Annotated in this window: 24 protein-coding genes; 11 read left to right on the top strand and 13 right to left on the bottom strand. The window is 67.0% G+C overall.

The genetic code is table 11. The features are described from left to right. Nucleotides 1-3: 3 nt before the first annotated feature. From CFB43_RS11125 to CFB43_RS11105, 5 genes are all read left to right on the top strand, one after another. Entirely contained in the window at nucleotides 4-795 is a 792-nt protein-coding gene (locus CFB43_RS11125; RefSeq protein WP_089495074.1) for an aspartate/glutamate racemase family protein, read from the top strand. A 148-nt stretch (nucleotides 796-943) separates the two neighbouring features. Further along, entirely contained in the window at nucleotides 944-1,897 is a 954-nt protein-coding gene (gene puuE, locus CFB43_RS11120) for an allantoinase PuuE (protein ID WP_089456400.1), read from the top strand. Then, entirely contained in the window at nucleotides 1,894-2,415 is a 522-nt protein-coding gene (gene uraD, locus CFB43_RS11115) for a 2-oxo-4-hydroxy-4-carboxy-5-ureidoimidazoline decarboxylase (RefSeq protein ID WP_089473075.1), read from the top strand. Before puuE ends, uraD begins: the two co-directional genes overlap by 4 nt. Before the next feature lie 62 nt (nucleotides 2,416-2,477). Further along, complete coding sequence (gene alc / locus CFB43_RS11110) at nucleotides 2,478-3,491, top strand: allantoicase (protein ID WP_089495073.1); 1,014 nt, start codon at nucleotides 2,478-2,480, stop codon at nucleotides 3,489-3,491. Then, nucleotides 3,488-4,000: an ureidoglycolate lyase gene (locus CFB43_RS11105; RefSeq protein WP_089495072.1), complete on the top strand. Its 513-nt coding sequence runs from the start codon at nucleotides 3,488-3,490 to the stop codon at nucleotides 3,998-4,000. The genes alc and CFB43_RS11105 overlap by 4 nt, the downstream gene beginning before the upstream one ends. A gap of 81 nt (nucleotides 4,001-4,081) precedes the next feature. Here CFB43_RS11105 and CFB43_RS11100 read toward each other — a convergent pair whose 3' ends face one another. Continuing rightward, entirely contained in the window at nucleotides 4,082-5,047 is a 966-nt protein-coding gene (locus CFB43_RS11100; protein ID WP_089495071.1) for a LysR family transcriptional regulator, read from the bottom strand. 151 nt (nucleotides 5,048-5,198) lie between these two features. Between CFB43_RS11100 and CFB43_RS11095 the strand changes: the two genes are divergently transcribed. Continuing rightward, nucleotides 5,199-5,603: a RidA family protein gene (locus CFB43_RS11095; protein ID WP_089425655.1), complete on the top strand. Its 405-nt coding sequence runs from the start codon at nucleotides 5,199-5,201 to the stop codon at nucleotides 5,601-5,603. A 31-nt stretch (nucleotides 5,604-5,634) separates the two neighbouring features. Here the strand turns inward: CFB43_RS11095 and CFB43_RS11090 are convergent, their stop codons facing one another. Further along, the gene (locus tag CFB43_RS11090; protein WP_089495070.1) at nucleotides 5,635-6,450 is read right to left on the bottom strand and encodes an aminotransferase class IV family protein; all 816 of its coding nucleotides are present in this window, start codon (nucleotides 6,448-6,450) and stop codon (nucleotides 5,635-5,637) included. Between the two features lie 133 nt (nucleotides 6,451-6,583). On the opposite strand from CFB43_RS11090, the gene CFB43_RS11085 reads away from it, so the two are divergent. Continuing rightward, the gene (locus CFB43_RS11085) at nucleotides 6,584-7,504 is read left to right on the top strand and encodes a LysR substrate-binding domain-containing protein (protein WP_089495069.1); all 921 of its coding nucleotides are present in this window, start codon (nucleotides 6,584-6,586) and stop codon (nucleotides 7,502-7,504) included. Between the two features lie 72 nt (nucleotides 7,505-7,576). Beyond that, nucleotides 7,577-7,993 (top strand): ACT domain-containing protein, encoded by a 417-nt coding sequence (locus tag CFB43_RS11080; RefSeq protein ID WP_089495068.1) that lies wholly within the window; start codon nucleotides 7,577-7,579, stop codon nucleotides 7,991-7,993. A 92-nt stretch (nucleotides 7,994-8,085) separates the two neighbouring features. Here the strand turns inward: CFB43_RS11080 and CFB43_RS11075 are convergent, their stop codons facing one another. Then, complete coding sequence (locus CFB43_RS11075) at nucleotides 8,086-9,279, bottom strand: urate hydroxylase PuuD (protein ID WP_039342830.1); 1,194 nt, start codon at nucleotides 9,277-9,279, stop codon at nucleotides 8,086-8,088. A gap of 52 nt (nucleotides 9,280-9,331) precedes the next feature. Next, nucleotides 9,332-9,685, bottom strand: a complete 354-nt coding sequence (gene uraH / locus CFB43_RS11070) for a hydroxyisourate hydrolase (protein ID WP_089495067.1) — start codon at nucleotides 9,683-9,685, stop codon at nucleotides 9,332-9,334. A gap of 522 nt (nucleotides 9,686-10,207) precedes the next feature. On the opposite strand from uraH, the gene CFB43_RS11060 reads away from it, so the two are divergent. Then, entirely contained in the window at nucleotides 10,208-11,620 is a 1,413-nt protein-coding gene (locus CFB43_RS11060) for an 8-oxoguanine deaminase (protein ID WP_089461207.1), read from the top strand. A 92-nt stretch (nucleotides 11,621-11,712) separates the two neighbouring features. On the opposite strand, the gene CFB43_RS11055 is transcribed toward CFB43_RS11060, so the two are convergent. After that, the gene (locus CFB43_RS11055) at nucleotides 11,713-12,642 is read right to left on the bottom strand and encodes a LysR substrate-binding domain-containing protein (protein ID WP_006762467.1); all 930 of its coding nucleotides are present in this window, start codon (nucleotides 12,640-12,642) and stop codon (nucleotides 11,713-11,715) included. 220 nt (nucleotides 12,643-12,862) lie between these two features. Next, nucleotides 12,863-13,072, bottom strand: a complete 210-nt coding sequence (locus CFB43_RS11050; protein WP_089495065.1) for a dodecin — start codon at nucleotides 13,070-13,072, stop codon at nucleotides 12,863-12,865. A gap of 135 nt (nucleotides 13,073-13,207) precedes the next feature. Here CFB43_RS11050 and CFB43_RS11045 point away from each other — a divergent pair, with 135 nt between their 5' ends. Further along, nucleotides 13,208-14,101: an NAD(P)-dependent oxidoreductase gene (locus CFB43_RS11045; protein ID WP_089495064.1), complete on the top strand. Its 894-nt coding sequence runs from the start codon at nucleotides 13,208-13,210 to the stop codon at nucleotides 14,099-14,101. Between the two features lie 66 nt (nucleotides 14,102-14,167). On the opposite strand, the gene CFB43_RS11040 is transcribed toward CFB43_RS11045, so the two are convergent. The 4 genes from CFB43_RS11040 to CFB43_RS11025 form a co-directional block, all read right to left on the bottom strand. After that, nucleotides 14,168-14,614, bottom strand: a complete 447-nt coding sequence (locus CFB43_RS11040) for a hypothetical protein (RefSeq protein WP_027784713.1) — start codon at nucleotides 14,612-14,614, stop codon at nucleotides 14,168-14,170. A gap of 333 nt (nucleotides 14,615-14,947) precedes the next feature. Then, nucleotides 14,948-15,379: a large conductance mechanosensitive channel protein MscL gene (gene mscL, locus CFB43_RS11035; RefSeq protein ID WP_039342842.1), complete on the bottom strand. Its 432-nt coding sequence runs from the start codon at nucleotides 15,377-15,379 to the stop codon at nucleotides 14,948-14,950. 232 nt (nucleotides 15,380-15,611) lie between these two features. Next, complete coding sequence (locus CFB43_RS11030; protein ID WP_089495063.1) at nucleotides 15,612-16,778, bottom strand: tetratricopeptide repeat protein; 1,167 nt, start codon at nucleotides 16,776-16,778, stop codon at nucleotides 15,612-15,614. 88 nt (nucleotides 16,779-16,866) lie between these two features. Then, nucleotides 16,867-17,547, bottom strand: a complete 681-nt coding sequence (locus CFB43_RS11025) for a PspA/IM30 family protein (protein WP_059233905.1) — start codon at nucleotides 17,545-17,547, stop codon at nucleotides 16,867-16,869. A gap of 444 nt (nucleotides 17,548-17,991) precedes the next feature. Here CFB43_RS11025 and CFB43_RS11020 point away from each other — a divergent pair, with 444 nt between their 5' ends. Continuing rightward, a complete protein-coding gene (locus CFB43_RS11020) occupies nucleotides 17,992-20,508 on the top strand; it encodes a penicillin-binding protein 1A (RefSeq protein WP_089495062.1) in 2,517 nt (838 codons plus the stop codon). 85 nt (nucleotides 20,509-20,593) lie between these two features. Here the strand turns inward: CFB43_RS11020 and CFB43_RS11015 are convergent, their stop codons facing one another. The 3 genes from CFB43_RS11015 to argE form a co-directional block, all read right to left on the bottom strand. After that, nucleotides 20,594-21,025, bottom strand: a complete 432-nt coding sequence (locus CFB43_RS11015; protein WP_089495061.1) for a DUF3574 domain-containing protein — start codon at nucleotides 21,023-21,025, stop codon at nucleotides 20,594-20,596. A 145-nt stretch (nucleotides 21,026-21,170) separates the two neighbouring features. After that, nucleotides 21,171-22,190 (bottom strand): threonine/serine dehydratase, encoded by a 1,020-nt coding sequence (locus CFB43_RS11010; protein WP_089495060.1) that lies wholly within the window; start codon nucleotides 22,188-22,190, stop codon nucleotides 21,171-21,173. A gap of 60 nt (nucleotides 22,191-22,250) precedes the next feature. Further along, complete coding sequence (argE, locus tag CFB43_RS11005; protein WP_089495059.1) at nucleotides 22,251-23,471, bottom strand: acetylornithine deacetylase; 1,221 nt, start codon at nucleotides 23,469-23,471, stop codon at nucleotides 22,251-22,253. Nucleotides 23,472-23,537 lie beyond the last annotated feature (66 nt).

Below are 23,537 nucleotides of genomic sequence, written 5' to 3'. Positions count from 1 at the left end.
GCGATGAAGATCCGACTGATCAATCCGAACACGACCCAGCGGATGACCGACGCGATGGGCCGCTGCGCGCGCGAGGTTGCCGCTGCCGGCACGGAGATCGTCGCGGTGAGTCCGCCGATGGGGCCGCCGTCGATCGAAGGGTATTACGACGAGGCGCTGGCGACGCCGGGGCTGCTCGCCGAGATCGTGCAGGGCGAGCGCGACGGCTGCGATGCGTACGTGATCGCGTGCTTCGGCGATCCGGGCCTGTATGCGGCGCGCGAGCTCGCACGCGGGCCGGTGGTTGGCATCGCCGAGGCCGCGATGCATGCGGCGAGCGTGCTCGCCCCGGGCTTCTCGGTCGTCACGACGCTCGCGCGCACCTGCGGGATGGCATGGCATCTCGCCGAGCGCTACGGGATGAAACGGTTCTGCCGCAACGTGCGCGCGACCGACGTCGCGGTGCTCGAGCTCGACCGGCCGGGCTCGGCTGCCCGCCGGATCATCGTCGACGAATGCCGGCGCGCGCTCGACGAGGACGGCGCCGACGCGATCGTGCTCGGTTGCGCGGGGATGGCCGAGTTCGCGCACGAGATCGAGCAGCAGATCGGCGCGCCGGTGGTCGAGGGCGTGACGGCGGCCGTCAAGTGGGCCGAGGCGCTCGTCGCGCTGCGCCTCGCGACCGCGAAGCGCGGCGACTACGCGCGGCCGCTGCCGAAGCGCTACGACGGCGCGTTCGCCCGCTTCAGCCCGCCGGACGGGGCGCAGGCGGAACCGGTGCCGGATTTGCCGCAACCGCACATACACACCGTCTGACACGCACTATCTGCGCCGCTGTATGGGCGCGTATGGGCGTTTTCGCTACACTGGGCCGTCATCGCATCGGCTTGCGCAGCCGGCCTCCGGCCCCCGTGCAGTCGATGCGAACCCATTATTTCAGCGAGCTTTCGCCGCACTTCGAACCATGTCACTCGATCCCAACTATCCTCGCGACCTGATCGGCTACGGCCGCCATCCCGTTCAGGCGAACTGGCCGGGACGCGCCCGCGTCGCCGTGCAATTCGTGCTGAATTATGAGGAGGGCGGTGAGAACTGCGTGCTGCACGGCGATCCGGGCTCCGAGCAGTTCCTGTCGGAAATCGTCGGCGCGGCCGCGTATCCCGACCGCCACATGAGCATGGAGTCGATCTACGAATACGGTTCGCGGGCCGGCGTGTGGCGCATCCTGCGCGAATTCGAGAAGCGCGGGTTGCCGCTGACGGTATTCGGCGTCGGCATGGCGATCGAACGCCATCCGGAGCTCGCGCGCGCGTTCGTCGAGCTGGGCCATGAAATCGCGTGCCACGGCTGGCGCTGGATCCACTACCAGAGCATGACGCCGGAACTCGAGGCCGAACACATGCGCCTTGGGATGGAAGCGATCGAGCGCGTGACGGGCGAGCGCCCGCTCGGCTGGTACACCGGCCGCGACAGCCCCAATACGCACCGCCTGGTCGCGGAATACGGCGGCTTCCTGTACGACTCCGACAACTACGGCGACGACCTGCCGTTCTGGATGGACGTCGAAGTGTCGGGCGGCAAGAAAACGCCGCAACTGATCGTGCCGTACACGCTCGACACAAACGACATGCGCTTCGCGACGCCGCAGGGCTTCAACACCGGCGATCACTTCTTCGACTACCTGCGCGATGCATTCGACGTGCTGTACGCGGAAGGCGACGAAGCGCCGAAGATGCTGTCGATCGGCATGCACTGCCGGTTGCTCGGCCGGCCGGGCCGGTTCCGCGGGCTGCAGCGTTTCCTCGATCACATCGAGAAGCACGATCGCGTATGGGTGACGCGCCGTGTCGATATCGCACGTCACTGGCGTGAACATCATCCGTATCAGCCCAATCATCGAAACGAAGGGAAAGCATGAAGGCGATGCGCTACACGTTGGAACAACTGAATACGATGGCGCCGAGCGCATTCGTCGCGGCACTGTCGGGGATCTTCGAACATTCGCCGTGGGTGGCCGAAGTCGCTGCGGGCCAGCGGCCGTTCGCGAGCATCGACGCGCTGCACAAGACGATGTCGGGTGCGGTGGAAACGAGCGGCGAAGCGCGCCAGCTCGCGCTGATCAATGCTCACCCGGAGCTGGCCGGCAAGGCTGCCGTGCGTGGCGAGCTGACCGCCGAGTCGACGCGCGAGCAGAGCGGCGCGGGCCTCGACCAGTGCACGCAGGAGGAGTTCGACAAGCTGCTGACGCTGAACCGCACGTATCGCGAGAAGTTCGGCTTCCCGTTCATCCTGGCGGTGCGCGGCTATGACCGGCACGGCATCATCGCGAACTTCGAGTCGCGCGTGAATCACTCGCGCACCGAGGAACTGCGGGCGAGCCTCGACCAGATCTACCGGATCGCGCGCTTCCGCCTCGACGACCTGATCGACGCCTGACATCGCAATACGGCCTGCTGCGTCGCAGCGGCCTGATCGCCTCACTGAAACAAGGAAACATCATGGCTGTTCCGCTTCTCGATCCCAACGCACCCGACTTCACGCGGCGCTACGTGAACCTGGCCGACCCGCGTCTCGGTGCGCAGGCGCTCGAAGCCAGCGACGATTTCTTCGCGCCGAAGGACCGGATGCTGAACCCCGAGCCGGCCGTGTTCATCCCCGGCAAGTACGACGACCACGGCAAGTGGATGGACGGCTGGGAAACGCGCCGCAAGCGCACGACGGGCTACGACTGGTGCATCGTCAAGCTCGCGCGCCCGGGCGTGATCAAGGGCTTCGACATCGACACGAGCCACTTCACCGGCAACTTCCCGCCGGCTGCGTCGATCGAGGCCGCGTTCGTGGCCGGCGGCGCGCCGACGCATGCGACCGAGTGGGTCGAGATCGTGCCGTCGACGACGCTGCAGGGCAACAGCCATCACTATGTCGAAGCGAGCGATGCGCGCGCCTTCACGCACCTGCGCGTGAACATCTATCCGGATGGCGGCATTGCACGCCTGCGCGTGTACGGCCAGCCGCAGCTCGACTGGGCCGGCGCGAGCGCGACCGAGCAGTTCGATCTCGCGGCGATGGAAAACGGCGGTTACGTGGTGGCCGCGAACAACCAGCACTTCGGCGTCGCGTCGAACCTGCTGCTGCCGGGCCGCGGCGTGAACATGGGCGACGGCTGGGAAACCCGCCGCCGCCGCGAACCCGGCAACGACTGGGCGATCATCGCGCTCGCGCAGCCGGGCGTGATCCGCAAGATCGAAGTCGATACCGCGTTCTTCAAGGGCAACTACCCGGATCGTTGCTCGATCCAGGCCGCGTACGTGTCGGGCGGCACGGACAGCTCGCTGATCACGCAGTCGATGTTCTGGCCCGTGCTGCTCGGCGAACAGAAGCTGCAGATGGACAAGCAGCACTACTTCGAACAGGACATCGCGTCGCTCGGCCCCGTCACGCACGTGCGACTGAACATCATTCCGGACGGCGGCGTGTCGCGCCTGCGTCTGTGGGGGACGCTCGACAAATGAAGACGCTTGCCATCGAACCGCTGACCAAGGAAGCATTCGCGCCGTTCGGCGACGTGATCGAAACGGAAGGGGCGAAGCAGATCCCGATCAACCTCGGCACCACGATCCGCTTTCACGATCTCGCGAAAGTCGACGTGACCGATGAAGACGGCCGCACGCTCGTCAACCTGTTCCGCGGCCAGCCGCGCACGCTGCCGTTCGAAGTGAAGATGCTCGAGCGGCACCCGCTCGGCAGCCAGGCGTTCGTGCCGCTGAACGACCAGCCGTATCTCGTCGTCGTCGCGCCCGCGGGCGATCTCGATCCGGCGAAGATCCGCGCGTTCGTGACGAGCGGCTGGCAGGGCGTCAACTATGCGAAGGGCGTGTGGCATCACCCGCTGATCGCGCTCGGCGGCGTCAGCGACTTCATCGTCGTCGATCGCGGTGGTGATGGCCTGAACCTGAACGAGCAGGACCTGCAGGAATCGCTGTGGCTCACCGACGAGGCGCTGCACGTGCTGACGGCCTGAGTCGCCGGCGTTTTTGCTGGCGTCCGACGAAACCCGCGCATCATGCGCGGGTTTTTTTATGTGCGGCCAGTTCGGCGAGATTCAGGTCGCCGCGTTTGTGCGCGTGTCGCGCGAGCTGCCGGCGCCGCGACGCCGGTTCGCAATCGGTGCATGCTGCGCCATCAGCTCGGCGACCCATTCGATGAATACGCGCAGCTTCGCGCTGACGTGCCGGTTCGGCGGGAACGCGACGTACATCGGCATCGGTTCGAGTTGCCATTGCTCGAACAGCGGCACCAGTTCGCCGCGGGCGCGATGCGCGCCGGCCATGTAGTCGGGCAGCCACAGAATGCCCAACCCGGCGAGGCCGGCCTCGAGGTACGCATTGCCGTCGTCGACCGCGAGCACGTAGCGTCCGCGCACGGTGACCTGCTCGCCGTCGCATGCCATCGCGAACGGCAGCGCCTTGCCGGTGCGCGCCCACAGAAAACCGACGATCCGGTGATGCGTATCCTCCAACTCGTCCGGATGCGTCGGCGTGCCGGCGCGTGCGAGGTAAGCCGGCGACGCATACACGCCCAGCCGCAGGTCGCCGACGCGCCGCGCGACCAGCGAGCGGTCGGTCGGTTCGCCGCCGCGCACGACGCAGTCGACGTTCTCGCCGATCACGTCCACCACGCGGTCGCTCACGCCCATGTCGAGCTGGATGTCCGGATAGCGCGCATGGAACGCGGGCAGTGCGGGGATCAGGATCAGGCGCGCGAACGGGCTCGGCACGTCCACGCGCAGCCGCCCGCGGGGCGCCGCGGAAGCGGCGGACAGGCTCGTTTCGGCATCGTCCATGTCGGCCAGCAAGCGCACGACGCGGTCGTAGTACGCGGCGCCGTCCGCGGTGACGACGACCTTGCGCGTCGTGCGATTGAACAGCTTCACGCGCAGCCGCGCTTCGAGCTGCTGCACGAGTTGCGTGACGGTGGTGCGGCTCATGTGCAGCGTCTCGGCCGCCTTCGTGAAACTGCCGGCTTCCACCACGCGGGCGAACGCCTGCATTGCGTCGAATCGATCCATCGGGTCAGGGCTCCGCGTCGGTCGGAATTGTTTGGTGCGTGCAAACAGTGTTGGACAGGGTTGCCGGTTTATTCGCCGCGCAACGATCCTTAAAGTGCCTTCATCGTTGATGCCGGGGCGGCTTCGCCCCACCAACCGAAGGAGGTAGGGGATGGTAAAGCGTAGCGTGGTTTTCCCGCCCGGTCGCCGGGCACTGTACGACCGCAACCGCTATTCGCCGGCGGTGCGCTCGAATGGCTTCCTGTTCGTGTCCGGGCAGGTTGGCAGTCGCGAGGACGGTTCGCCGGAGCCGGAGCTGGGTGCGCAGGTCCGCCGCGCGTTCGACAACCTGAACGCGGTGCTGCGCGCGGCCGGTTGCACGTTCGACGACGTCGTCGACGTGACGGTGTTCCTCGTCGATCCCGAAGCGACGTTCGAGCGGATCTGGGAGATCGTTCCTGAATACTGGGGCGACGCGCCGCATCCGACGCTGACCGCGGTCGGCGTGACCTGGCTGTATGGGTTCCAGTTCGAGATCAAGGCGATCGCGCGGCTGCCGGAGACGGTCGACGGGTGAGCAGGGCGCGCGCGGCGTGTGGCGGCGCGCGTCACGGCGCGACGGGCGGCTCCTGTTCGTATGCGCGATGCAGCAGCGCGACGAACGACGATGCGTCGGACAGTGTCGTCGCGCCCAACCGGCGCACGGCGATCCCGGGCGTCCACGAATTCATCACGACGGCGCCGGCCATCGACGGCAGGTCGGCCGGCGTCAGTTCGCGATCGTGCTGCGCGACCCCCAGACGCGCCAGTTGCCGACGCACGATGCGCATCGTGACGCCGCCGAGCATGCCGGCCACCGGCCACACGACCGCGTCGCCGGTCCAGAACGCGAGATTCCAGATCGAGCCTTCACTGATGCGCCCATGGCGATCGACGAACGCCGCATCGTCGAAACCCTGCGCGATCGCGCGGCGCAGGAAGTGCGTCTTCGCGACTTCGCCGACGTGCTTGATGTCCGGCAGCACGCGCTCGTACTCGAACAGCGCGAGATCGAGCGGGCCCATGGGCCCCGACGACGGCGCGGCGGTGCGGACGAGCACGTCGAGCGTTTCGTCGTCGCGCGGCGCGACGAATTCGCCCGTCGTCGCATGCACGGTCGCCGTCAGCGACAGCGCCGACGGCGCGCGCTCGAGCGCGGCGCGCAGGAGCGTGCGAATCCGGTCGTCGGGCAGGGCCTGGCCGAACAGCGTGTTCGACGCATCGCGCAGCCGCGCGAGATGCAGGTCGAGGCCGCGCACGTGGCCGTCGCGTACCTGCATGGCGGTGAAATGCGCGTGGCCCGCGAAAGCCAGCGCAGCGAGCGCGTCGGGCGTGGCGGCGACGCCGTTGATCTGGGCGACGGACGGGAATGATGCAGCGGTCATCGGCGACTCTCCAGGTTGGTCGCGGGCACGGGGCGGCGCGCGATATCTTCAAGAAAGCCTATTGTTTGCCGATTGATGCCGTCTTGAAAAACGAGTAGTTTTGGAACGGTCATCAAATCCGGTTTGAAGATCGATGGAACGCATGTGGCCCGGTACGCGCGCGCTGAGGACGTTCGATGCAGCGGCGCGGCACCTGAATTTCTCGCGAGCGGCCGACGAGGTCGGGCTGACGCCGGCGGCCGTCAGTCACCAGATCAAGGAAATCGAGGCGCAGCTCGACATGGTGCTGTTCGTCCGCACGAGCCGCAGCATCCGGCTGACGCCGGCCGGTGTCGTGCTGGCTGCCGCGGCCGCTGATGCGCTGGCGGGCCTGCAGCGCGCGACTGCCCGGGCACGGCGCGTCGCACGCGAGCAGACGGAGTTGCGCGTATCGGTCGGCGCGCGCTTCGCGACGCACTGGCTGCTGCCGCGCCTGCCGCGTTTCAGGGCCGAACATCCTGCGTTCGAGCTGTCGTTCGATATCACCGACCGGTTGCGCGATTTCGATGACGACGACGTCGATGCCGCGATCCGCTTCGGCACCGGGCGTTATCGCGATGCGTACGCGCAGCGCCTGTTCGATACGTCGGTCGTTGCGATCTGCAGCCCGGCGCTGTTGTCGGCCGGCCCGCCATTGCGCAAGCCGCGCGATCTGCTGCGCCACACGCTGTGCCACGTGGACTGCGAAGTCGATGGCGTGACCTGGCCGCGCTGGTCCGCATGGATGGCCGCTGCCGGCATCGACGGTTTCGACGACAGCCGGTGCGTCGCGTTTCCGGATTCGAGCCACGTCGTGCAGGCCGTGACGGATGGCACGGCGGTCGGGCTGGCGGAGCCGCACATGATCGCGCGCGATCTCGCGGAAGGGCGCGTCGTGCAACTGTTCGACGTGAACGTCGACGTGGCGCCGGGGCTCGCCTATCACGTCGTGTATCCGGAGCACACGCAGGACGATCCGCGCATCGTCGCATTGCGCGACTGGCTCGCGGATGAAGTCGCGACGAAGCGCGCGTAGCGGTGACGGTGGCGCGTGCTATCGTGCCCGCATCTCCACCGCGCGACGCCCGATTCCGGGCATGTTCCTCCGATGAGCCAACCTGAAAACGACCTGGCGATCCTGCTGAGCACGATGCAGCCCGAATTGCATCCTGGCGCGTTCGCCTTCGTATCGCTGCCGACCGACGCAGACGTATCGTTATCCGAAGTCATTGCAACGTTCCGCGAAGCGGAGGGGCTGACGGTCGTGGTCGAAGAGGAGACGGCGGCGCGTCACGGCTGGCCCGTGCTGTTCCGCTCGGCCTGGATCACGCTGACCGTGCATTCCGACCTTGCCGCTGTCGGCCTCACGGCGGCGTTCGCACGCGCGCTCGGCGCGGCCGGCATCAGTTGCAACGTGATGGCGGCTGCCTGCCACGATCACATCTTCGTGCCGTTCGACGATGGCCCGCGCGCACTCGACGCGCTCGTCGCGCTCCAGCGCGACGCGATGCGCGGTGAGCGCTAGCAACGCCGCTGCAACACGCAAAAAAAACGGGCCCGTAACGGGCCCGCGAACGGAAAGGATTGCGCCGGAACACGACCCCGGCGCACGGCGGCTTACTTGTTCGCGCCACCCTCGAACCACGCGGCGAGCTTCGTGCGCTCGTCGTCGGTCATGTGCGTGACGTTGCCGATCGGCATCGCCTTCAGGCGCACGGCCTGTTCATAGATACGCTGCGCGTTCTTCGACACTTCGTCCGGCGTGTCGAACATCACGCCCGCGGGCGCGCTGCCCATCAGCGTCGGCTTTGCCGAGTGGCACTCGACGCAGCGCTGCTGCAGGATCGGCATGATGTCGTTGATCACGACCTTCGGCGCGTTCGCGGCCTGCGCTTCCGGCGCGACCGGCTTCGGCGTCGTCCAGACCAGTGCGCCGGCCAGCAGCGCGACGCCGCCGATCGGCAGGTACCACAGCTGCTTGCCGCGGTGGCGCATCACGAAGAACTGGCGAATCAGCGCGCCGGCCAGCATGATCAGCACGAGCACGACCCAGTTGAACTTGTTCGTGTACGTCATCGCATAGTGGTTCGACAGCATCGCGAACACGACCGGCAGCGTGAAGTACGTGTTGTGCACCGAGCGCTGCTTGCCGCGCTTGCCGTAGATCGGGTTCGGCTCTTCGCCCTTGAGCATCTTGTCGACCATCTTGCGCTGGCCGGGGATGATCACGAAGAACACGTTCGCCGACATGATCGTCGCGAGCATCGCGCCGACGATCAGGTAGGCGGCACGACCCGCGAAGATGTGGCACGCGAGGTACGCGGCGGCGACCACGTAGATGCCGACGCAGATGCCGAGCACGCGGTCGTTGGTGCCGAGGATGCGGCACAGCGAGTCGTAGACGATCCAGCCGGCCGCGAGGAAGCCGAGTGCGGACGCGACGGCGACCACCGGGCCCATGTCGAGCACGCTCTTGTCGATCAGGTACGTGTTCGGTGCGAGCAGGTACAGCACGAAGAACAGCGAGAAGCCCGACAGCCAGGTCGTGTACGACGGCCATTTCGACCAGTGCAGGTCATCCGGCATTTCCGGCGGGGCGACCGTGTACTTCTGCATGTTGTAGAAGCCGCCGCCGTGGACGTGCCACAGCTCGCCGAACACACCGCGCTTGCGCTGGTTCGGGTCGGTCGGCGGTTTCAGGCTGTTGTCGAGCGCGACGAAATAGAACGACTCGCCGATCCACGCAATGGCGACGATGACGTGCAGCCATCGCAGCGCGAGGTTCAGCCAGTCGGTGATGAAGCCTTCCATGAAACTCCTCCAGACTCAAATCGTTTGTTTGATGCGGGCGCTGATTCGAATGTCAGCTGCCGCGATAGGTGCTGTACGACCACGGCGACACGAGCAGCGGCACGTGGTAGTGCGAGCCGGTGTCGGCGATGCCGAAGCGGAGCACGACGCGATCGACGAAACGGGGTTCGGGCACCTTCACGCCGAGCGACGCGAAGTAGTCGCCGGCATGGAACACGAGTTCGTATTCGCCGGCGGCGAGCGCGGCGCCTTCGAGCAGGGGTTCGTCGCAGCGGCCGTCGCTATTGGTCAGCACGGACTTGATCGCGCGGCGCGATTCGCCGTCCAGCGCGTAGAGGTCCACCTTGATTGCAGCGCCGGGACGGCCGTGCGCCGTATCGAGTACGTGGGTAGTGAGCTTTCCCATTCGTTGTGTCCTTGTGTGAATGCGAGGTTCGGCGGCGACTCGATCCATTGACTGTGCGGCGGATCGAGGCTCCACGTCACGTGGCTACATACCCGTCGGCGAGATTGAAGCGAGCGCCGTGCAGGCATTGTAAAAAGGTTCCCCACGCAAATACGGGCGCGATATCAAAGATAATGCGCCGCGCATGAGCGGCTGTCGACGGCACGCCGGAGGCGGCTTCCGGCGGGCTTCCGGCGGGCATTTCGGGCCGCCGGCGGGGCGCTGCGCGGCGTACCATATCGAATCCGTGAAACGCGGTATTCCGGATCGCGCATTGTGTGCGGCGCGCGCTTGGGCGATCCTCCCAGCGTGCGCGTCGGCCTTGTGGCCCGCGCGTACCCCGAAGACGGCGAGCACGCCGGGTAACCGGGCCAGGGCGTTCGAACGGACGCAGGCACCGGAACGTGCCGCGATTCAGCGTTCGAACGGCTGTGTGACCGTCCCCAGGATCCGCCCCTGGGGGCAGACCGACGCGGAGAACGCATGAACCTCGAGCAGCACGCTGGCGCACGCGCGCCGAACCCCTCCTCATCCCGCCCGACAACCCTGCTGGTCAAGCACGCCGACGTGCTCGTGACCATGGACGACACGCGTCGCGAGCTGCGCGATGCGGGGCTCTACATCGAAGACAACCGGATCGTCGCGGTCGGCCCGACCGCCGAGCTGCCCGAGACGGCCGACGAAGTGCTCGACCTGCGCGGCCACCTCGTGATCCCGGGGCTCGTGAACACGCACCACCACATGTACCAGAGCCTGACGCGCGCGGTGCCTGCGGCGCAGAACGCCGAGCTGTTCGGCTGGCTCACGAACCTGTACAAGATCTGGGCCCATCTGACGCCCGAGATGATCGAGGTGTCGACGCTCACCGCGATGGCCGAACTGCTGCAGTCGGGCTGCACGACGTCGAGCGATCATCTGTACATCTACCCGAACGGCAGCCGCCTCGACGACAGCATCGGCGCCGCGCAGCGGATCGGCATGCGTTTTCATGCGAGCCGCGGTGCGATGAGCGTCGGCCAGCGCGACGGCGGGCTGCCGCCCGATTCGGTCGTCGAGCGCGAGCCCGACATCCTGCGCGACACGCAGCGCCTGATCGAGACCTATCACGACGAAGGCCGTTACGCGATGCTGCGCGTGGTCGTCGCGCCGTGCTCGCCGTTCTCGGTGAGCCGCGACCTGATGCGCGACGCGGCCGTGCTCGCGCGCGAATACGGCGTGTCGCTGCACACGCATCTCGCGGAGAACGTCAACGACATCGCGTACAGCCGCGAGAAATTCGGGATGACGCCGGCGGAATATGCGGAAGATCTCGGCTGGGTCGGCCACGACGTGTGGCATGCGCACTGCGTGCAGCTCGACGATGCGGGTATCAGCCTGTTCGCGCGCACCGGCACGGGCGTCGCGCACTGTCCATGCTCGAACATGCGGCTCGCGTCGGGTATCGCGCCGGTGAAGAAGATGCGTCTCGCAGGCGTGCCGGTCGGCCTCGGTGTCGACGGCTCGGCATCGAACGACGGCGCGCAGATGGTCGCGGAAGTGCGGCAGGCGCTGCTGTTGCAGCGGGTTGGCTTCGGGCCCGATGCGATGACTGCGCGTGAAGCGCTCGAGATCGCGACGCTCGGCGGCGCGAAGGTGCTGAACCGCGACGACATCGGTGCGCTGAAGCCTGGCATGGCCGCGGACTTCGCCGCATTCGACCTGCGCCAGCCGCTGTTCGCGGGCGCGCTGCACGATCCGGTCGCGGCGCTCGTGTTCTGCGCGCCGTCGCAGACGGCGTACACGGTTGTGAACGGGAAGGTGGTGGTAAGGGAAGGACGTCTGGCGACGCTCGACCTGCCGCCCGTCATCGCGCGTCACAACGCGCTCGCGCAGGCACTGGTGGAGGCATCGCGCTGAAGGAAGGCTGAGGCGCCATCCGGCGGCGGTGTTGCCGCCGGGGCAGGCCGCCGGCTGTCGCCGCGCCGAAACGGCGCGGGCGGTGCGCGCCGTTACGCTTCGATCAGCGTGCGGGTGGCTTCGGCGACGAGGCTGCGCAGCCAGCGCACTTCGTCGGAGTAATGGCAGCGCTCGTGCCACAGCTGGTAGTACTGCATCGGCGGGAAGTCGAGCGGCGCCGGCACGACCGACAGCGGCAGGAACTTCGCGTAGTGATCGGCGAACAGTCGCGTCGTCGTGAAGATCAGGTCGGACTTCACGAGCACGTACGGTGCGAGGTTGAAGTACGGCAGCGTGACGACCACGTGGCGCTTGAGCCGTTCGCGCGCGAGATGCACGTCGATCGCGCCGCGCTGGCCGACCGAGTATGGCGTCGGCGCGAGATGCGGGGCGTTCAGGTACTGGTCGAGCGTGAGCCCGCCGCGCTTCGCGAACGGGTGCGTATTGCTCATCAGGCAGACGATTTCGTCGACGAACAGGTTCGACAGGTGCAGCTGCTCGGGCGGCTCGGGCCAGTTGCCGACGACGATGTCGAGCTTGCCGTCTTCCAGCGCGAGCTCGTAGTCGAACGCGGGGCCGAGCGAATGGAACTCGAGCGTTGCGTTCGGTGCGGCCTGGCGGAAGCGCTCGACCACGGTCGGCACGAACAGCACGTTCAGGTAGTCGGGGCAGCCGATCCGGTAGCAGCGGATCGACGTGGCCGGGTCGAAATTGTGCTGCTGGAACTTGATGCGCTCGATTTCACGCAGCGCGTTCTGCACGGGCTCGAGCAGGCGCAGCCCGTATTCGGTCGGCACCATGCCGGATTTGCCGCGCACCAGCAGCGGATCGCCGGTGATGTCGCGCAGGCGCCGCAGCGCGGCGCTGATCGCCGGTTGCGACTGGTTCAGTTTGACGGCCGCGCGCGTGACGCTGCGCTCCATCAACAAGGTGTGCAAGACGCGCAAGAGGTACGTGTCGATCGCCTCGCGTTGCTGACTCATGTTATCTCCGGTTTATATGGCTGGGCTGATCGAGGGGTGGGGTGGGTATATTGTTTTTAATATGAACGAAAATCAGCGTCAAGAGATGGATACCCGCAGGTACCCGCCGGCCGGGCCGCGACAAGGGGCCCGAACGGGGGCGAAGTGAAGCGCGCGGCGCCGCGCGGAAGCGCGTTGCACGAATCCGGTCAGCGGCGCGGCGTGTGATGCAGGGGGCGCGTCAGTCGTCGATGCGCATGCCGACCTTCAGCGTGACCTGCCAGTGCACGACCTGATCGCCTTCGATGTGCCCGCGCGTTTCGGTCACCTCGAACCAGTGCAGGTTGTGCAGCGTCTTGCCGGCTTTCGAGATCGCGTTGCGGATCGCGTCGTCGCTCGATTGCTTCGACGAGCCGGTCAGCTCGATCATCTTGTACACGTGGTCGCTCATGATGCGCTCCCTGGGATGTCGGTATAAATGGCCGGCGCAAGCCGTGGTCCCGAAGCGGCGCCGCGCGTGCCCGGCTTCTTGAGTGATAGGTATGATGGGCGGCAAGTTCAACCCATATCGGAGACGAGGAGCATCGTGGAAGTCGGATTTTGCGGACCGGGATTGATGGGCGCGCCGATGATTCGGCACTTGCTGGCGGCAGGGCATCGGGTCAGCGTGTGGAATCGCTCGCGCGACAAGGCCGAGGCGCTCGTGGAGGACGGCGCGCAGGTGGTCGGCACGCCGCGTGAACTGGCGGAGCGCGTCGAGACGGTATTCGTGTGCGTGCTCGACGGCCGCGCGGTGGGCGATGTCGTGTTCGGCGAGCACGGCCTGCTGTCCGGCGATGCGCGTGCGCGTCGCCTGCAGCGCATCGTCGATCATTCGAGCATTGCGCCCGCCGCCACGCGTGACTACGCGGCGCGTGCAGCGGCGCTCGGCGTCGGCTGGGTCGATGCGCCGGTGTCGGGCGGCGTGCCCGGCGCGCAGGCCGGCACGCTCGCGGTGATGGCCGGCGGCCGCGCGGCCGATCTCGACGCGGTGCGGCCGCTGATCGGTACCTACGCGTCGCGGATCACGCACATGGGCGACGCGGGCGCGGGACAGACGGCGAAGCTGTGCAACCAGGCGATCGTCACCGCGACGGTGACCGCGATCGCCGAGGCCGTCGGTCTGGCGCAGGCGAGCGGCATCGATGCCGCGCGGCTGGCCGAAGCGCTGGCCGGCGGCTGGGCCGATTCGGTGCTGCTGCAGACGTTCGTGCCGCGCATGACGTCGGGCGGTCATGCTCCGATCGGCGCGCTCGGCACGTTCCAGAAGGACGTCGATGCGATCGCCGACGCGGCGCGCGACACGGGCGCCGTGATGCCCGTATTGGCCACCGTGCAGCAGGTGTTGCGGCTCGGCGCCGCGCAAGGGCTCGCCGGTGCCGATTTCGCCGCATTCATCGACATCGTGCGACCCGGCAACGGGCGTCAGCAGGTGTCGTGACGGGCAAGCGGGGCGCGTGAATGACAGATGGGCCGCCCGGAGGCGGCCCATCGAATGGCAGGGTGATCAGCCGAGGGAGCGTGGTGTCGTGTCGCCGGCGTTCTGGCGACCGAGCCCGCCGCGCAGGCTCGCTTTCGTGCCTGCACCAAACTCGGGCAGGATGCGCGCACGCGCACGGCTCGCGAACACGAGGAAGCCGAAGCCGTTTGCTTCATACCAGTATCCGCCGTTCTCGAGGCCGTCCAGCGGCTGCTCGAGCGCGTTGGCGATCGATTCGATGCAGCGCTTGCGCAACTCGGCGATGGCGGGATAGGGCGGCTGGGCGCCGCGTACGCTGCACAGGAGCACGTCGAGACCGGGCAGCACATGTGCGTACAGGACGGGTTCGTCCTGCGCGCGGGCGCGGGCAATCTTGGTGTCGAGCTGGGCAAACGGTTTCGAGTGGCGCAATACCGCGAGGAATGACTCCTGGCCATCCTGCTGGGCACGCCGACGTTTTTTCGGGAAGGACATAAACACTCGCCTCAAAAACAATTGCAAGAAATGCGGCACTTTCATGCGACCCACTCCCGGCTATGTACGCCGCATGTCGATCCTTTATAGCACACGAAAATGCTGCCTTCGTGCAGTACGACGATCAATGTCTCCCGTCGACCTGCTCGCCATGATCGACACAGCCAGCGTCTTGGCGCCCGTACTGTCGTTTAGTCTCCATCATAGACCTGCTTTCCCCGCGCGTGCATTCGCCCGTCACAAAAAAGTGAGATGGGCCGCACGCGGCGGTGCATCGCGCGCGCAATAAAAAGGCCCGCGCGGGGCGGGCCTGGCTGGCGGAGCGCTTGGTGATCAGCGCTGCTTCAGCGAATCGCGGATCTCGCGCAGCAGCACCGTATCTTCCGGCGTCGCGGCCGGTGCGGCGTCTTCCGGCTTGCGCAGCTTGTTGATGAATTTCACCATCAGGAAAATGATGAACGCGAGGATGACGAAATTGATCGCCACCGTGATGAACGAGCCATAGCCGAACGCGGCGACACCCGCGGCCTGCAGGTCCTTGAACGAATCGGGATTACCCTTGAACGTCGGGGGGATGGTGCCGAGCAGAACGAACTTGTTCGAGAAATCCAGGCCGCCGGTCAGCACGCCGATGACCGGCATGATGAGGTCTTTCACGACCGAGTCGACGATCTTCGAGAATGCGCCGCCGATGATCACGCCGACGGCGAGATCCATGACGTTGCCCTTGACGGCGAACTCCTTGAATTCCTTGATGATGCTCATGAGCGGCTTTCTCCTGTTTGGGGCGAGGGGAGGCGTGCCGCGACGCGCAGGGATGCAGAGCGTCGAATGAGGGTCGGTGGCACGCCGATGGCCGCATGATAGCGAACGCTCCCCATTGCCGGTAGTCCATCTTGAAATGATTGACAAATCCGCGCGTCGGCGCGGCCGGCCCTGCAGGGGAGCGGGGCGTGCAATGCAGCGCGTCGCGGGGGCGTCGACGCGCTGCGTAGCTTCAAGTGTTGTCGTCGGTCCAGCCGTCGTCGTTGCTGCCGAGATCCATGCCGCCGCCGCTGACGTTGCCGTCGCTCCAGTTCGAACTGTCGCCGCGGCCGAGGTCGAAGCCCGGGTCGTTCTCCTGCCGGCGGCGCTCGCCGTCGACGATCACGTCGCGTTCGACCACGCGCTCGCGACCGCCGGACATCGCCTCGCCGAGCAATACGCCGGTCAGCAACCCGCCCATGCCGCCGCCGAACCCGCCGCCGCCTTGCTGGATCACCACCGGCGGTTGCTGTTGCGGGTAGGGCTGCTGAGGATACGGCTGGCCTTGCGCGCCCGTCATGCGGTCGGCTTCCTGCGCATACACAGAGCCGCTGCCGTTCGCCGGTGCCGCGGGTTGCGCGGCCGGGTCGGGACGGCCTTCGACGCGTGCCTTCACGCTTGCATGACGCTGTTCGAGTTCATCGACGCGATACGGCGGCACCGGGTTCTTGCCGTTCGACAGCGTTTCGACGAGCGTGCGCGCATCGGTCTCGATCGCATCGAGTTCGCCCGTGAGCGCCGCGGCGCCGGGCGCCGCCGACAGCTTCGCGTCGAGTTTCAGCGGGCGGATGTCGTTCAGCACGTCGGTGGCGCGCTTGAGCTGCGTGCGGCGTTCGTCGTCGGCGCGGCTGTCGTCGGCCGTGCGTGCGCGCCTCAGCGTCCAGCGCAGCACCAGCGCGATCACCGCGACGATCAGCCCGAGGACGATCCACATGCCGGTCGACGGGCCGTGTTTTTCCGCCGGCGCGACAGCGGGCGCGAGCCCCGGCTGCAGCGTCCCGGCCTGCGTGGCCGAAGGCACGTTGCCGCCCACGCGCGCAGCGTCGGCGCGGATACGCGACTCGGTCTGCGCGAAGCGCGATGCGTCGGTGAACTTGAGTTGCGGATCGAGCGTCTTCGCGCGCTGCAGCTGCTCGAGTGCGTCGGACGCGCGGCCCTCGCGGTCCAGCACCTGTGCGTACAGGTAGCGCGCATGCGCGTTGTTCGGATGGGCGTCGATGACTTGCGACAGCTGCGTGTCGGCTTGCTGCCAGTTGCGTTGCGCGATCGATTGCTCGACCTGCTGGAGCGACGGGACCGCAAACGCGGCGGACGACAGCACCATCAGCGAGAGGCCGAGTGCGGCGAGAGATTTCTTCATGGTCGAACCGGGCGCAGGCGCCCGTCTCCTGACGATCGGTTCGCGCCGCGCCCGGGGCGGGCGGCGGCGCGGTGGCCCGCAGTGGCCGTTACTGCGCGGGCGTGTCGAGCTGCTTCTTCAGCGCGGCGAGGCGATCCTCGACCGACGGGCCCTTGTTCAGCGCGGCGAGCTTGTCGTCGAGCGCCTTGCCGCTCGACGTGTCGGCCGAATTCAGGCGCGCGTCCGAGCGGGCGTTCTGCAGCGCGACCTTGTCCTCGAGCTTCTGGAAGTCCTCGGACAGGTTCTTGCCGCCGATGCCGCCCAGGGCGCTGGCCGCGACGTCCTTCGCCTGCGCGATTTCCTGCTTGGCCTGCAGGATGTTCGAGCGTGCATTCAGGTCGTTGCGGCGCTGACGCATGTCGGCGATCTGCCCCTTCAGCTTGTCGACCGACGGCTCGAGCGTCGTCAATTCGGCTGCGAGCGCGTCACGCTCGGCTTCCGCGTTCGACTGTGCGGCGAGGGCTTCGCGGGCGAGCGCTTCGTCACCGGACTGCAGCGCGCGCTTCGCGCCGTCCTCGTACTTCTTCACCTTGTCGTCGGCCGCATCGCGCTTGCTGCGCTGGGTCGCGACCTGTGCCTCGATCTCGATCAGCGAATTCTCGGCACGGCCGATGCTGTCGTCGAGCTCCCGCACGATCTGCCGTGCGTCGCGCGACGGATCCTGTACCGAATCGGCCGCATCGTTCAGCAGGCCTTTGATCGTGCGCGAAACAGAGTCGAAAAGCGACATGAAATCCTCCGTGGTTGAAAGGCGCCGCGTGAGAGCGGCAGTGCCCGTTGCGAGCCGGTTCCGACCCGCATGAGCCGGCGGATATTACACCACCGGTTCACTTAAATACGGCTTAAACGCGCGAGTTCAAGCGGCTTGCGCATCAGGATGTCGAACCTTTCGCGATTGAAAGAAAGCCGGTGCGCGCGCGCGATATCGCGTGTCCATGATAGGCAGAGGATGCCGACAATACGTTCCTTAAATCACGGCATTGCGGGAATTTTTACAAAAAATCGCGAAGGCACCCGGTCGATTTCATTAAAATGCGCTGTCACGTCGCGGGAACGGATCGCCGCGCGGCGGGGTCTGTCGACGTGACAGCCGCATCACGCTGTATCCGCTCTGATTCATTCGCCTGCATTTCCGCATGCGTCCGAGGGCGCCACGACCGCCCGCCATTCCGACATGCCAATTATCAAACGACCGCCTTCTTCTTCCGACAGGAACGAACCCCACTACACGCTGCGCCGTTCGCCGTCCGGAGCCTATTACCCCAATGACGACGATCGCGACGACGACCGCCGCACCCAGCGCAGCGGCGGCGGAGGGCGCGGCCGCTCGTTCGGCTCGCGCGTCATGCTGTGGTTCGCCGGCCTCATCGCGACGCTGGCGATCGTCGGCGCGCTGATCGTCGGCTACGCGCTGGTCGTGATGGCGCCGCAACTGCCGTCGCTCGATGCGCTGACCAACTATCAGCCGAAGGTGCCGCTGCGCGTGTTCACGGCCGACCACGTGCTGATCGGCGAATTCGGCGAGGAGCGCCGCAGCCTCGTGCGCTTCCAGGACATTCCGGACGTGATGAAGAAGGCGGTGCTCGCGATCGAGGACTACCGCTTCTACGAACACGGCGGCGTCGACTTCGTCGGCATCCTGCGCGCGGGTGTCGCCGACCTGATGCACGGCGGCGCGCGCCAGGGCGCGAGCACGATCACGATGCAGGTCGCGCGCAACTTCTTCCTGTCGAGCGAGAAGACCTACACGCGCAAGATCTACGAAATGCTGCTCGCGTACAAGATCGAGAAGGCCCTGACGAAGGACCAGATTCTCGAGCTGTACATGAACCAGATTTATCTCGGCCAGCGCTCGTACGGCTTCGCGGCCGCCGCGCGCGTGTATTTCGGCAAGGACCTGAAGGACATCACGCTCGCGGAAGCGGCGATGCTCGCGGGGCTGCCGAAGGCGCCGTCCGCGTATAACCCGGTCGTCAATCCGAAGCGCGCGAAGGTGCGCCAGGAATACATCCTGAAGCGCATGCTCGAGGTCGGCTACATCACGCAGCCGCAGTACGACGCGGCCGTGAAGGAAGAGATCCACGTGCGCACGCCGGGCAACCAGTACGCGGTGCACGGCGAGTACGTCGCCGAGATGGTGCGGCAGATGATGTACCAGCAGTACAAGGACGAAACCTATACGCGTGGGCTGACCGTCACGACGACAATCAACTCGTCCGACCAGGAAGCCGCGTACCAGGCCGTGCGTCGCGGCATTCTCGACTACGAGCGCCGCCACGGCTATCGCGGGCCGGAAGCGTCGATCAAGCTGCCCGCGGCCGGCGACGACCGCGACGAGGCGATCGACGACGCGCTCGCCGATCACCCGGACAACGGCGACCTGCAGTCGGCGGTCGTGCTGTCGGCATCGCCGAACGCGGTCGAGGTGCAGTTCGTCGGCGGCGCGACCACGACGATCGGCCCGGCCGGGCTGCGCTTCGTGGCGGGCGCGCTCAGCCCCCGCGCGAACGACACGCTGCGCATCAAGCCGGGCTCGGTCGTGCGCGTGCTGAAGGACGGCAAGACGGGTTGGCAGGTCGTGCAGCTGCCGCAGGTCGAAGGCGCGCTCGTCGCGATCGCGCCGCAGGATGGCGCGATCCGCTCGCTCGTCGGCGGCTTCGACTTCAACAAGAGCAAGTTCAACCACGTGACGCAGGCCTGGCGGCAGCCGGGCTCGTCGTTCAAGCCGTTCATCTACTCGGCGTCGCTCGACAAGGGGCTCGGGCCGGCGACGATGATCAACGACGCGCCGCTGTACTTCCCGCCGAGCGTCCCGGGCGGCACCGCCTGGGAGCCGAAGGACGACGACCAGCCGGACGGCCCGATGACGATGCGCACCGGCCTGCAGCGTTCGAAGAACCTCGTGTCGATCCGGATCCTCGCATCGATCGGCACGCAGTATGCGCAGCAGTACGTGACGCAGCGCTTCGGCTTCGATCCCGCGAAGACGCCGCCTTACCTGCCGATGGCGCTCGGCGCGGGCCTCGTGACGCCGCTGCAGCTCGCGACCGGCTATGCGGTGTTCGCGAACGGCGGCTACAAGGTCGATCCGTACCTGATCGCCGAGGTCGACGACGCACGCGGCCAGGCGCTGCAGAAGTCGCAGCCGGTACTCGCGGGCAGCACGGCGCCGCGTACGATCGAAGGCCGCAATGCGTACGTGATGAACAGCCTGCTGCATTCGGTCGCGACGGCCGGCACGGGCGCGGGCACCAACGCACTGGGCCGCAGCGACCTGCAGGGCAAGACGGGTACGACGAACGACGCGAAGGACGGCTGGTTCGCCGGCTACCAGCAATCGCTCGTCGCGGTCGCGTGGATGGGCTTCGACCAGCCGAAGAGCCTCGGCAGTCGTGAGTTCGGCGCGCAGCTCGCGTTGCCGATCTGGGTGAACTACATGCGCACCGCGCTGAACGGCGTGCCCGAGCAGCAGATGCCGATGCCGGACGGCCTGACGTCGATCGACGGCGAGCTGTACTACGCCGATCGCACGCCGGGCAACGGCTTCGTCGCGAACGTCGACATCAACCCGGCCGAGAATTCGATCAGCGCGAACGATGCGCTCGGCTCGGCTGGCGCGGCGGGGCTTGCACCGCCGCCCGTCACGCCGCAGGAGAAGCAGCAGATCATGGACATGTTCGAGAACAAGTAAGCGGCACGCTTCGGTCCGGCATGCGACGGGCGCCTTCGGGCGCCCGTTTTTTTGTGCGAACGGCCGGCAAACGGAGACGCGTGAATCAGAACGATGCGCAGGCCGGTGCGACCGTCATGCCGACCGATTGCTGGTGGAATCGCTGCATGTACGCTTGCCGGATCGCGGCGAGCCGCGCACGTGTCTCGGGCGTATCGTCGGCGATGATACGGATCACGAAGCTGTCTTCGCGCGTGATCCGGCCGCTTGTCTGGTCGCGCCACTGGCCGTGTGTGTCCCAGTAGGTGAGGCCGTCGGGGAACCGTGGTGTGACCGTGTCGGCGAGGAATGCCGCGCGCTCCGGATCGGTGACGGGGCCGCGCCCCGTGATGTCGCGCCCGAACAGCAGGTCGGCCTGCAGCATGCGGTTTTCGCCGGGCTGCGTGCAGGCCGGCGGTGCGTCGACGACGGGCGACGGCGGTGCCGCGCAACCGGCGAGCAGGGTGATCGCCATGACGCAGGCGGCCAGCGGCCGCATCTGCCCATTTCGTGACGATCGACCTCCGCGCGCGCAAAACGCTGCGCGCTCAACCACTTGCGTGCTTGTCCGGCGGGTTATCAACAGGGCTGTCAACATAATCTGGGGATAACCCTAGGTTCGTCCACGCGTGCCCGATGTGGGGTTAGTGCTGCAGTGTCGCGTGCGCGAGATGCATGCCGAGTGTGGCGGGGTCGGTGTTGGTGCCCGATAGCAGCACGCCGACGCGCTTGCCCTGCAGCGTTTCGCGCAGCGGGCCGAGCAGGGCGGCCAGCGCAGCCGCGCACGCCGGTTCGACCGACAGTTTCAGCCGCGAGAACAGGAACAGCATCGCGGCCCGCAGCGCGTCGTCGGACACGGTGACGATGCGGTCGACGTGGCGCCGGCACAGCTGGTAGCTGTATTCCTCGGTATGCGGCGCCATCAGCGAATCGGCGATCGTCTGCATCGCGCTCATCTTGATCGTGTGATTCGCCGCGAAGCTGCGGCTCATCGCATCGGCGCCTTCCGGCTCGACGCCGTACACGTGCACACGCGGATTCGCGAGCCGCAACGCGGTCGCCATGCCGGCCGCGAGCCCGCCGCCGCCGATCGGCACGATCACCGCGTCGAGGTCGGGCGTCTGGGTCGCCCATTCGTAGCCGAGCGTCGCGGTGCCGAGGATCGTGTGATAGCCGTTGAACGGATGGATGAAGAAGCGGCCTTCCTCGGCTTCGATCCGCCGGACCAGGTCGAATGCCTGCGATGCGCTGCCGGCCAGCACGACTTCCGCGCGGTACTGCTTGCACTGCGCGATGCGCGACGGGCTGGCGGTATGGAACATCACGACCTTGGCGCTGCTGCCGAGCCGCATTGCCGCGTACGCGACGGCCGCCGCGTGATTGCCGGCCGACACGCAGGTGACGCCGGCGTTCCTGCGCGCCTCGTCGAGTGCGAGCAGGTGCGTGAATGCGCCGCGCGCCTTGAAGCTGCCGCTGACCTGCAGCAGCTCGAACTTGAAGTTGACGTGTGTGCCTTCAAGCGATGGCAGGTCGGCGCGTTCGAACACGGGCGTACGCGCGACCCACGGCGACAGCGCGAAATGCTGCGCGGCGATTTCGTCGAGCGTCGGGATCGGCTCGCCGTCGATCGTCGTATGGGCGGCGCCCTGTTGTTCAGTCGACATGACGTTGCGGGTGGCGAAGTGGGCCGCCCCGCACACGCGGGCCGGCGTGGCGGGGGGCAGTCAGTGCGCGTCGACCGACATGCTGCGGATGAACTTGCGCAGGAACTGTTCGCAGCCGGCGAGCTGCGCGAGCTCGACATATTCGTTCGGCTTGTGCGCCTGCTCGATGTTGCCGGGCCCGCACACGACGCTCGGGATGCCCGCGCGTTCGAACAAACCGGCCTCGGTGCCGTACGCGACCTTGCGCTTGTCCTGGTCGGCCGTCAGCGCGCGCACGAGCTGCGTGATCGCGGCCTGCTCGGTGGCGTCGAGGCCGGGCGCCGCGGCGATCTTCGAGAACTCGATCGCGGCATTCGGATGCTCGCGCAGCATCTGCGGCAGCAGCGTGTCCCGTGCATACGCTTCGATGCGCGTGAAGATCTGCTCGGGATCGAGCGTCGGCAGGTTGCGGAACTCGAAGTCGAACCGGCATTCGGCCGGCACCGTGTTGATCGCGTTGCCGCCCTGGATCGTGCTCGTCTGCGCGGTCGTGAACGGCACGTCGTACAGTTCGTCGAACGGGCCTTCGGCGCGAAAGCGCTCGGCGATGTCGCGGATATGGCAGATGAGACGCGCCGCATACTCGATCGCGTTCAACCCCTTCGGCGTCAGCGACGAATGCGCCGCGTGGCCGCGCACGCAGCAGCGGTAGGCATTGATGCCCTTGTGCGCGATGATCGGCCGCATGCTGGTCGGCTCGCCGACGATGCAGCCGGATGGCTGCACGCCGCGTTTGACCAGATCCGCAATCATCAGCGGCGCGCCGGCGCAGCCGATTTCCTCGTCATAGGACAGCGCGAAATGGATCGGCTTCGCGAGCTTCGTCGCCTGCATCTCGGGCAGCAGCGCGAGCGCGGCGCCGATGAAGCCCTTCATGTCGCAGGTGCCGCGGCCGTACAGGCGGCCGTCGCGGATTTCCGGCGCGAACGGGTTGCTGTCCCATTGCTGGCCGTCGACCGGCACGACGTCGGTATGCCCGGACAGCACGATGCCGCCGTTCGTCGAGCCGTCGTGCGCGGGCACGGTGGCGAACAGGTTCGCCCAGCCTTCTCGCGGATCGTGCGTGATCGTCGATGCGATGCCTTTCGCGGCGAGCGCGTCACGCACCGTTTCGATCAGGCCGAGGTTCGGCACGCGGCTCGTCGTGTCCATCGACACCAGTTGCTTGATCCAGGGCAGGCTGACGAGCGACGCGTCGCCTTGGGGGGCGGCGGACGGCGCTGTCGCGTCGAGAGTGGACATGGCAAGACTCCGTCTGATGAATGGGAAAATCATACTCAAAAACGCGTCGGCCCGCCCGCGTCGGGC

Origin of the sequence: Burkholderia sp. AU15512 (assembly GCF_002223325.1) — a bacterium.
Taxonomy (GTDB): Bacteria; Pseudomonadota; Gammaproteobacteria; order Burkholderiales; family Burkholderiaceae; genus Burkholderia.
The sequence above is the reverse complement of the archived record's forward strand: the minus strand, read 5'-3'. Positions and strand labels throughout refer to the sequence as shown.

What these genes read in the sequence shown, in the direction of transcription:
- CFB43_RS11125 (WP_089495074.1), top strand. Translation starts at nt 4, where the DNA reads ATGAAGATCCGACTGATCAATCCGAACACGACCCAGCGGATGACCGAC.
- puuE (WP_089456400.1), top strand. Translation starts at nt 944, where the DNA reads ATGTCACTCGATCCCAACTATCCTCGCGACCTGATCGGCTACGGCCGC.
- uraD (WP_089473075.1), top strand. Translation starts at nt 1,894, where the DNA reads ATGAAGGCGATGCGCTACACGTTGGAACAACTGAATACGATGGCGCCG.
- alc (WP_089495073.1), top strand. Translation starts at nt 2,478, where the DNA reads ATGGCTGTTCCGCTTCTCGATCCCAACGCACCCGACTTCACGCGGCGC.
- CFB43_RS11105 (WP_089495072.1), top strand. Translation starts at nt 3,488, where the DNA reads ATGAAGACGCTTGCCATCGAACCGCTGACCAAGGAAGCATTCGCGCCG.
- CFB43_RS11100 (WP_089495071.1), bottom strand. Translation starts at nt 5,047, where the DNA reads ATGGATCGATTCGACGCAATGCAGGCGTTCGCCCGCGTGGTGGAAGCC.
- CFB43_RS11095 (WP_089425655.1), top strand. Translation starts at nt 5,199, where the DNA reads ATGGTAAAGCGTAGCGTGGTTTTCCCGCCCGGTCGCCGGGCACTGTAC.
- CFB43_RS11090 (WP_089495070.1), bottom strand. Translation starts at nt 6,450, where the DNA reads ATGACCGCTGCATCATTCCCGTCCGTCGCCCAGATCAACGGCGTCGCC.
- CFB43_RS11085 (WP_089495069.1), top strand. Translation starts at nt 6,584, where the DNA reads ATGGAACGCATGTGGCCCGGTACGCGCGCGCTGAGGACGTTCGATGCA.
- CFB43_RS11080 (WP_089495068.1), top strand. Translation starts at nt 7,577, where the DNA reads ATGAGCCAACCTGAAAACGACCTGGCGATCCTGCTGAGCACGATGCAG.
- CFB43_RS11075 (WP_039342830.1), bottom strand. Translation starts at nt 9,279, where the DNA reads ATGGAAGGCTTCATCACCGACTGGCTGAACCTCGCGCTGCGATGGCTG.
- uraH (WP_089495067.1), bottom strand. Translation starts at nt 9,685, where the DNA reads ATGGGAAAGCTCACTACCCACGTACTCGATACGGCGCACGGCCGTCCC.
- CFB43_RS11060 (WP_089461207.1), top strand. Translation starts at nt 10,208, where the DNA reads ATGAACCTCGAGCAGCACGCTGGCGCACGCGCGCCGAACCCCTCCTCA.
- CFB43_RS11055 (WP_006762467.1), bottom strand. Translation starts at nt 12,642, where the DNA reads ATGAGTCAGCAACGCGAGGCGATCGACACGTACCTCTTGCGCGTCTTG.
- CFB43_RS11050 (WP_089495065.1), bottom strand. Translation starts at nt 13,072, where the DNA reads ATGAGCGACCACGTGTACAAGATGATCGAGCTGACCGGCTCGTCGAAG.
- CFB43_RS11040 (WP_027784713.1), bottom strand. Translation starts at nt 14,614, where the DNA reads ATGTCCTTCCCGAAAAAACGTCGGCGTGCCCAGCAGGATGGCCAGGAG.
- mscL (WP_039342842.1), bottom strand. Translation starts at nt 15,379, where the DNA reads ATGAGCATCATCAAGGAATTCAAGGAGTTCGCCGTCAAGGGCAACGTC.
- CFB43_RS11030 (WP_089495063.1), bottom strand. Translation starts at nt 16,778, where the DNA reads ATGAAGAAATCTCTCGCCGCACTCGGCCTCTCGCTGATGGTGCTGTCG.
- CFB43_RS11025 (WP_059233905.1), bottom strand. Translation starts at nt 17,547, where the DNA reads ATGTCGCTTTTCGACTCTGTTTCGCGCACGATCAAAGGCCTGCTGAAC.
- CFB43_RS11020 (WP_089495062.1), top strand. Translation starts at nt 17,992, where the DNA reads ATGCCAATTATCAAACGACCGCCTTCTTCTTCCGACAGGAACGAACCC.
- CFB43_RS11015 (WP_089495061.1), bottom strand. Translation starts at nt 21,025, where the DNA reads ATGCGGCCGCTGGCCGCCTGCGTCATGGCGATCACCCTGCTCGCCGGT.
- CFB43_RS11010 (WP_089495060.1), bottom strand. Translation starts at nt 22,190, where the DNA reads ATGTCGACTGAACAACAGGGCGCCGCCCATACGACGATCGACGGCGAG.
- argE (WP_089495059.1), bottom strand. Translation starts at nt 23,471, where the DNA reads ATGTCCACTCTCGACGCGACAGCGCCGTCCGCCGCCCCCCAAGGCGAC.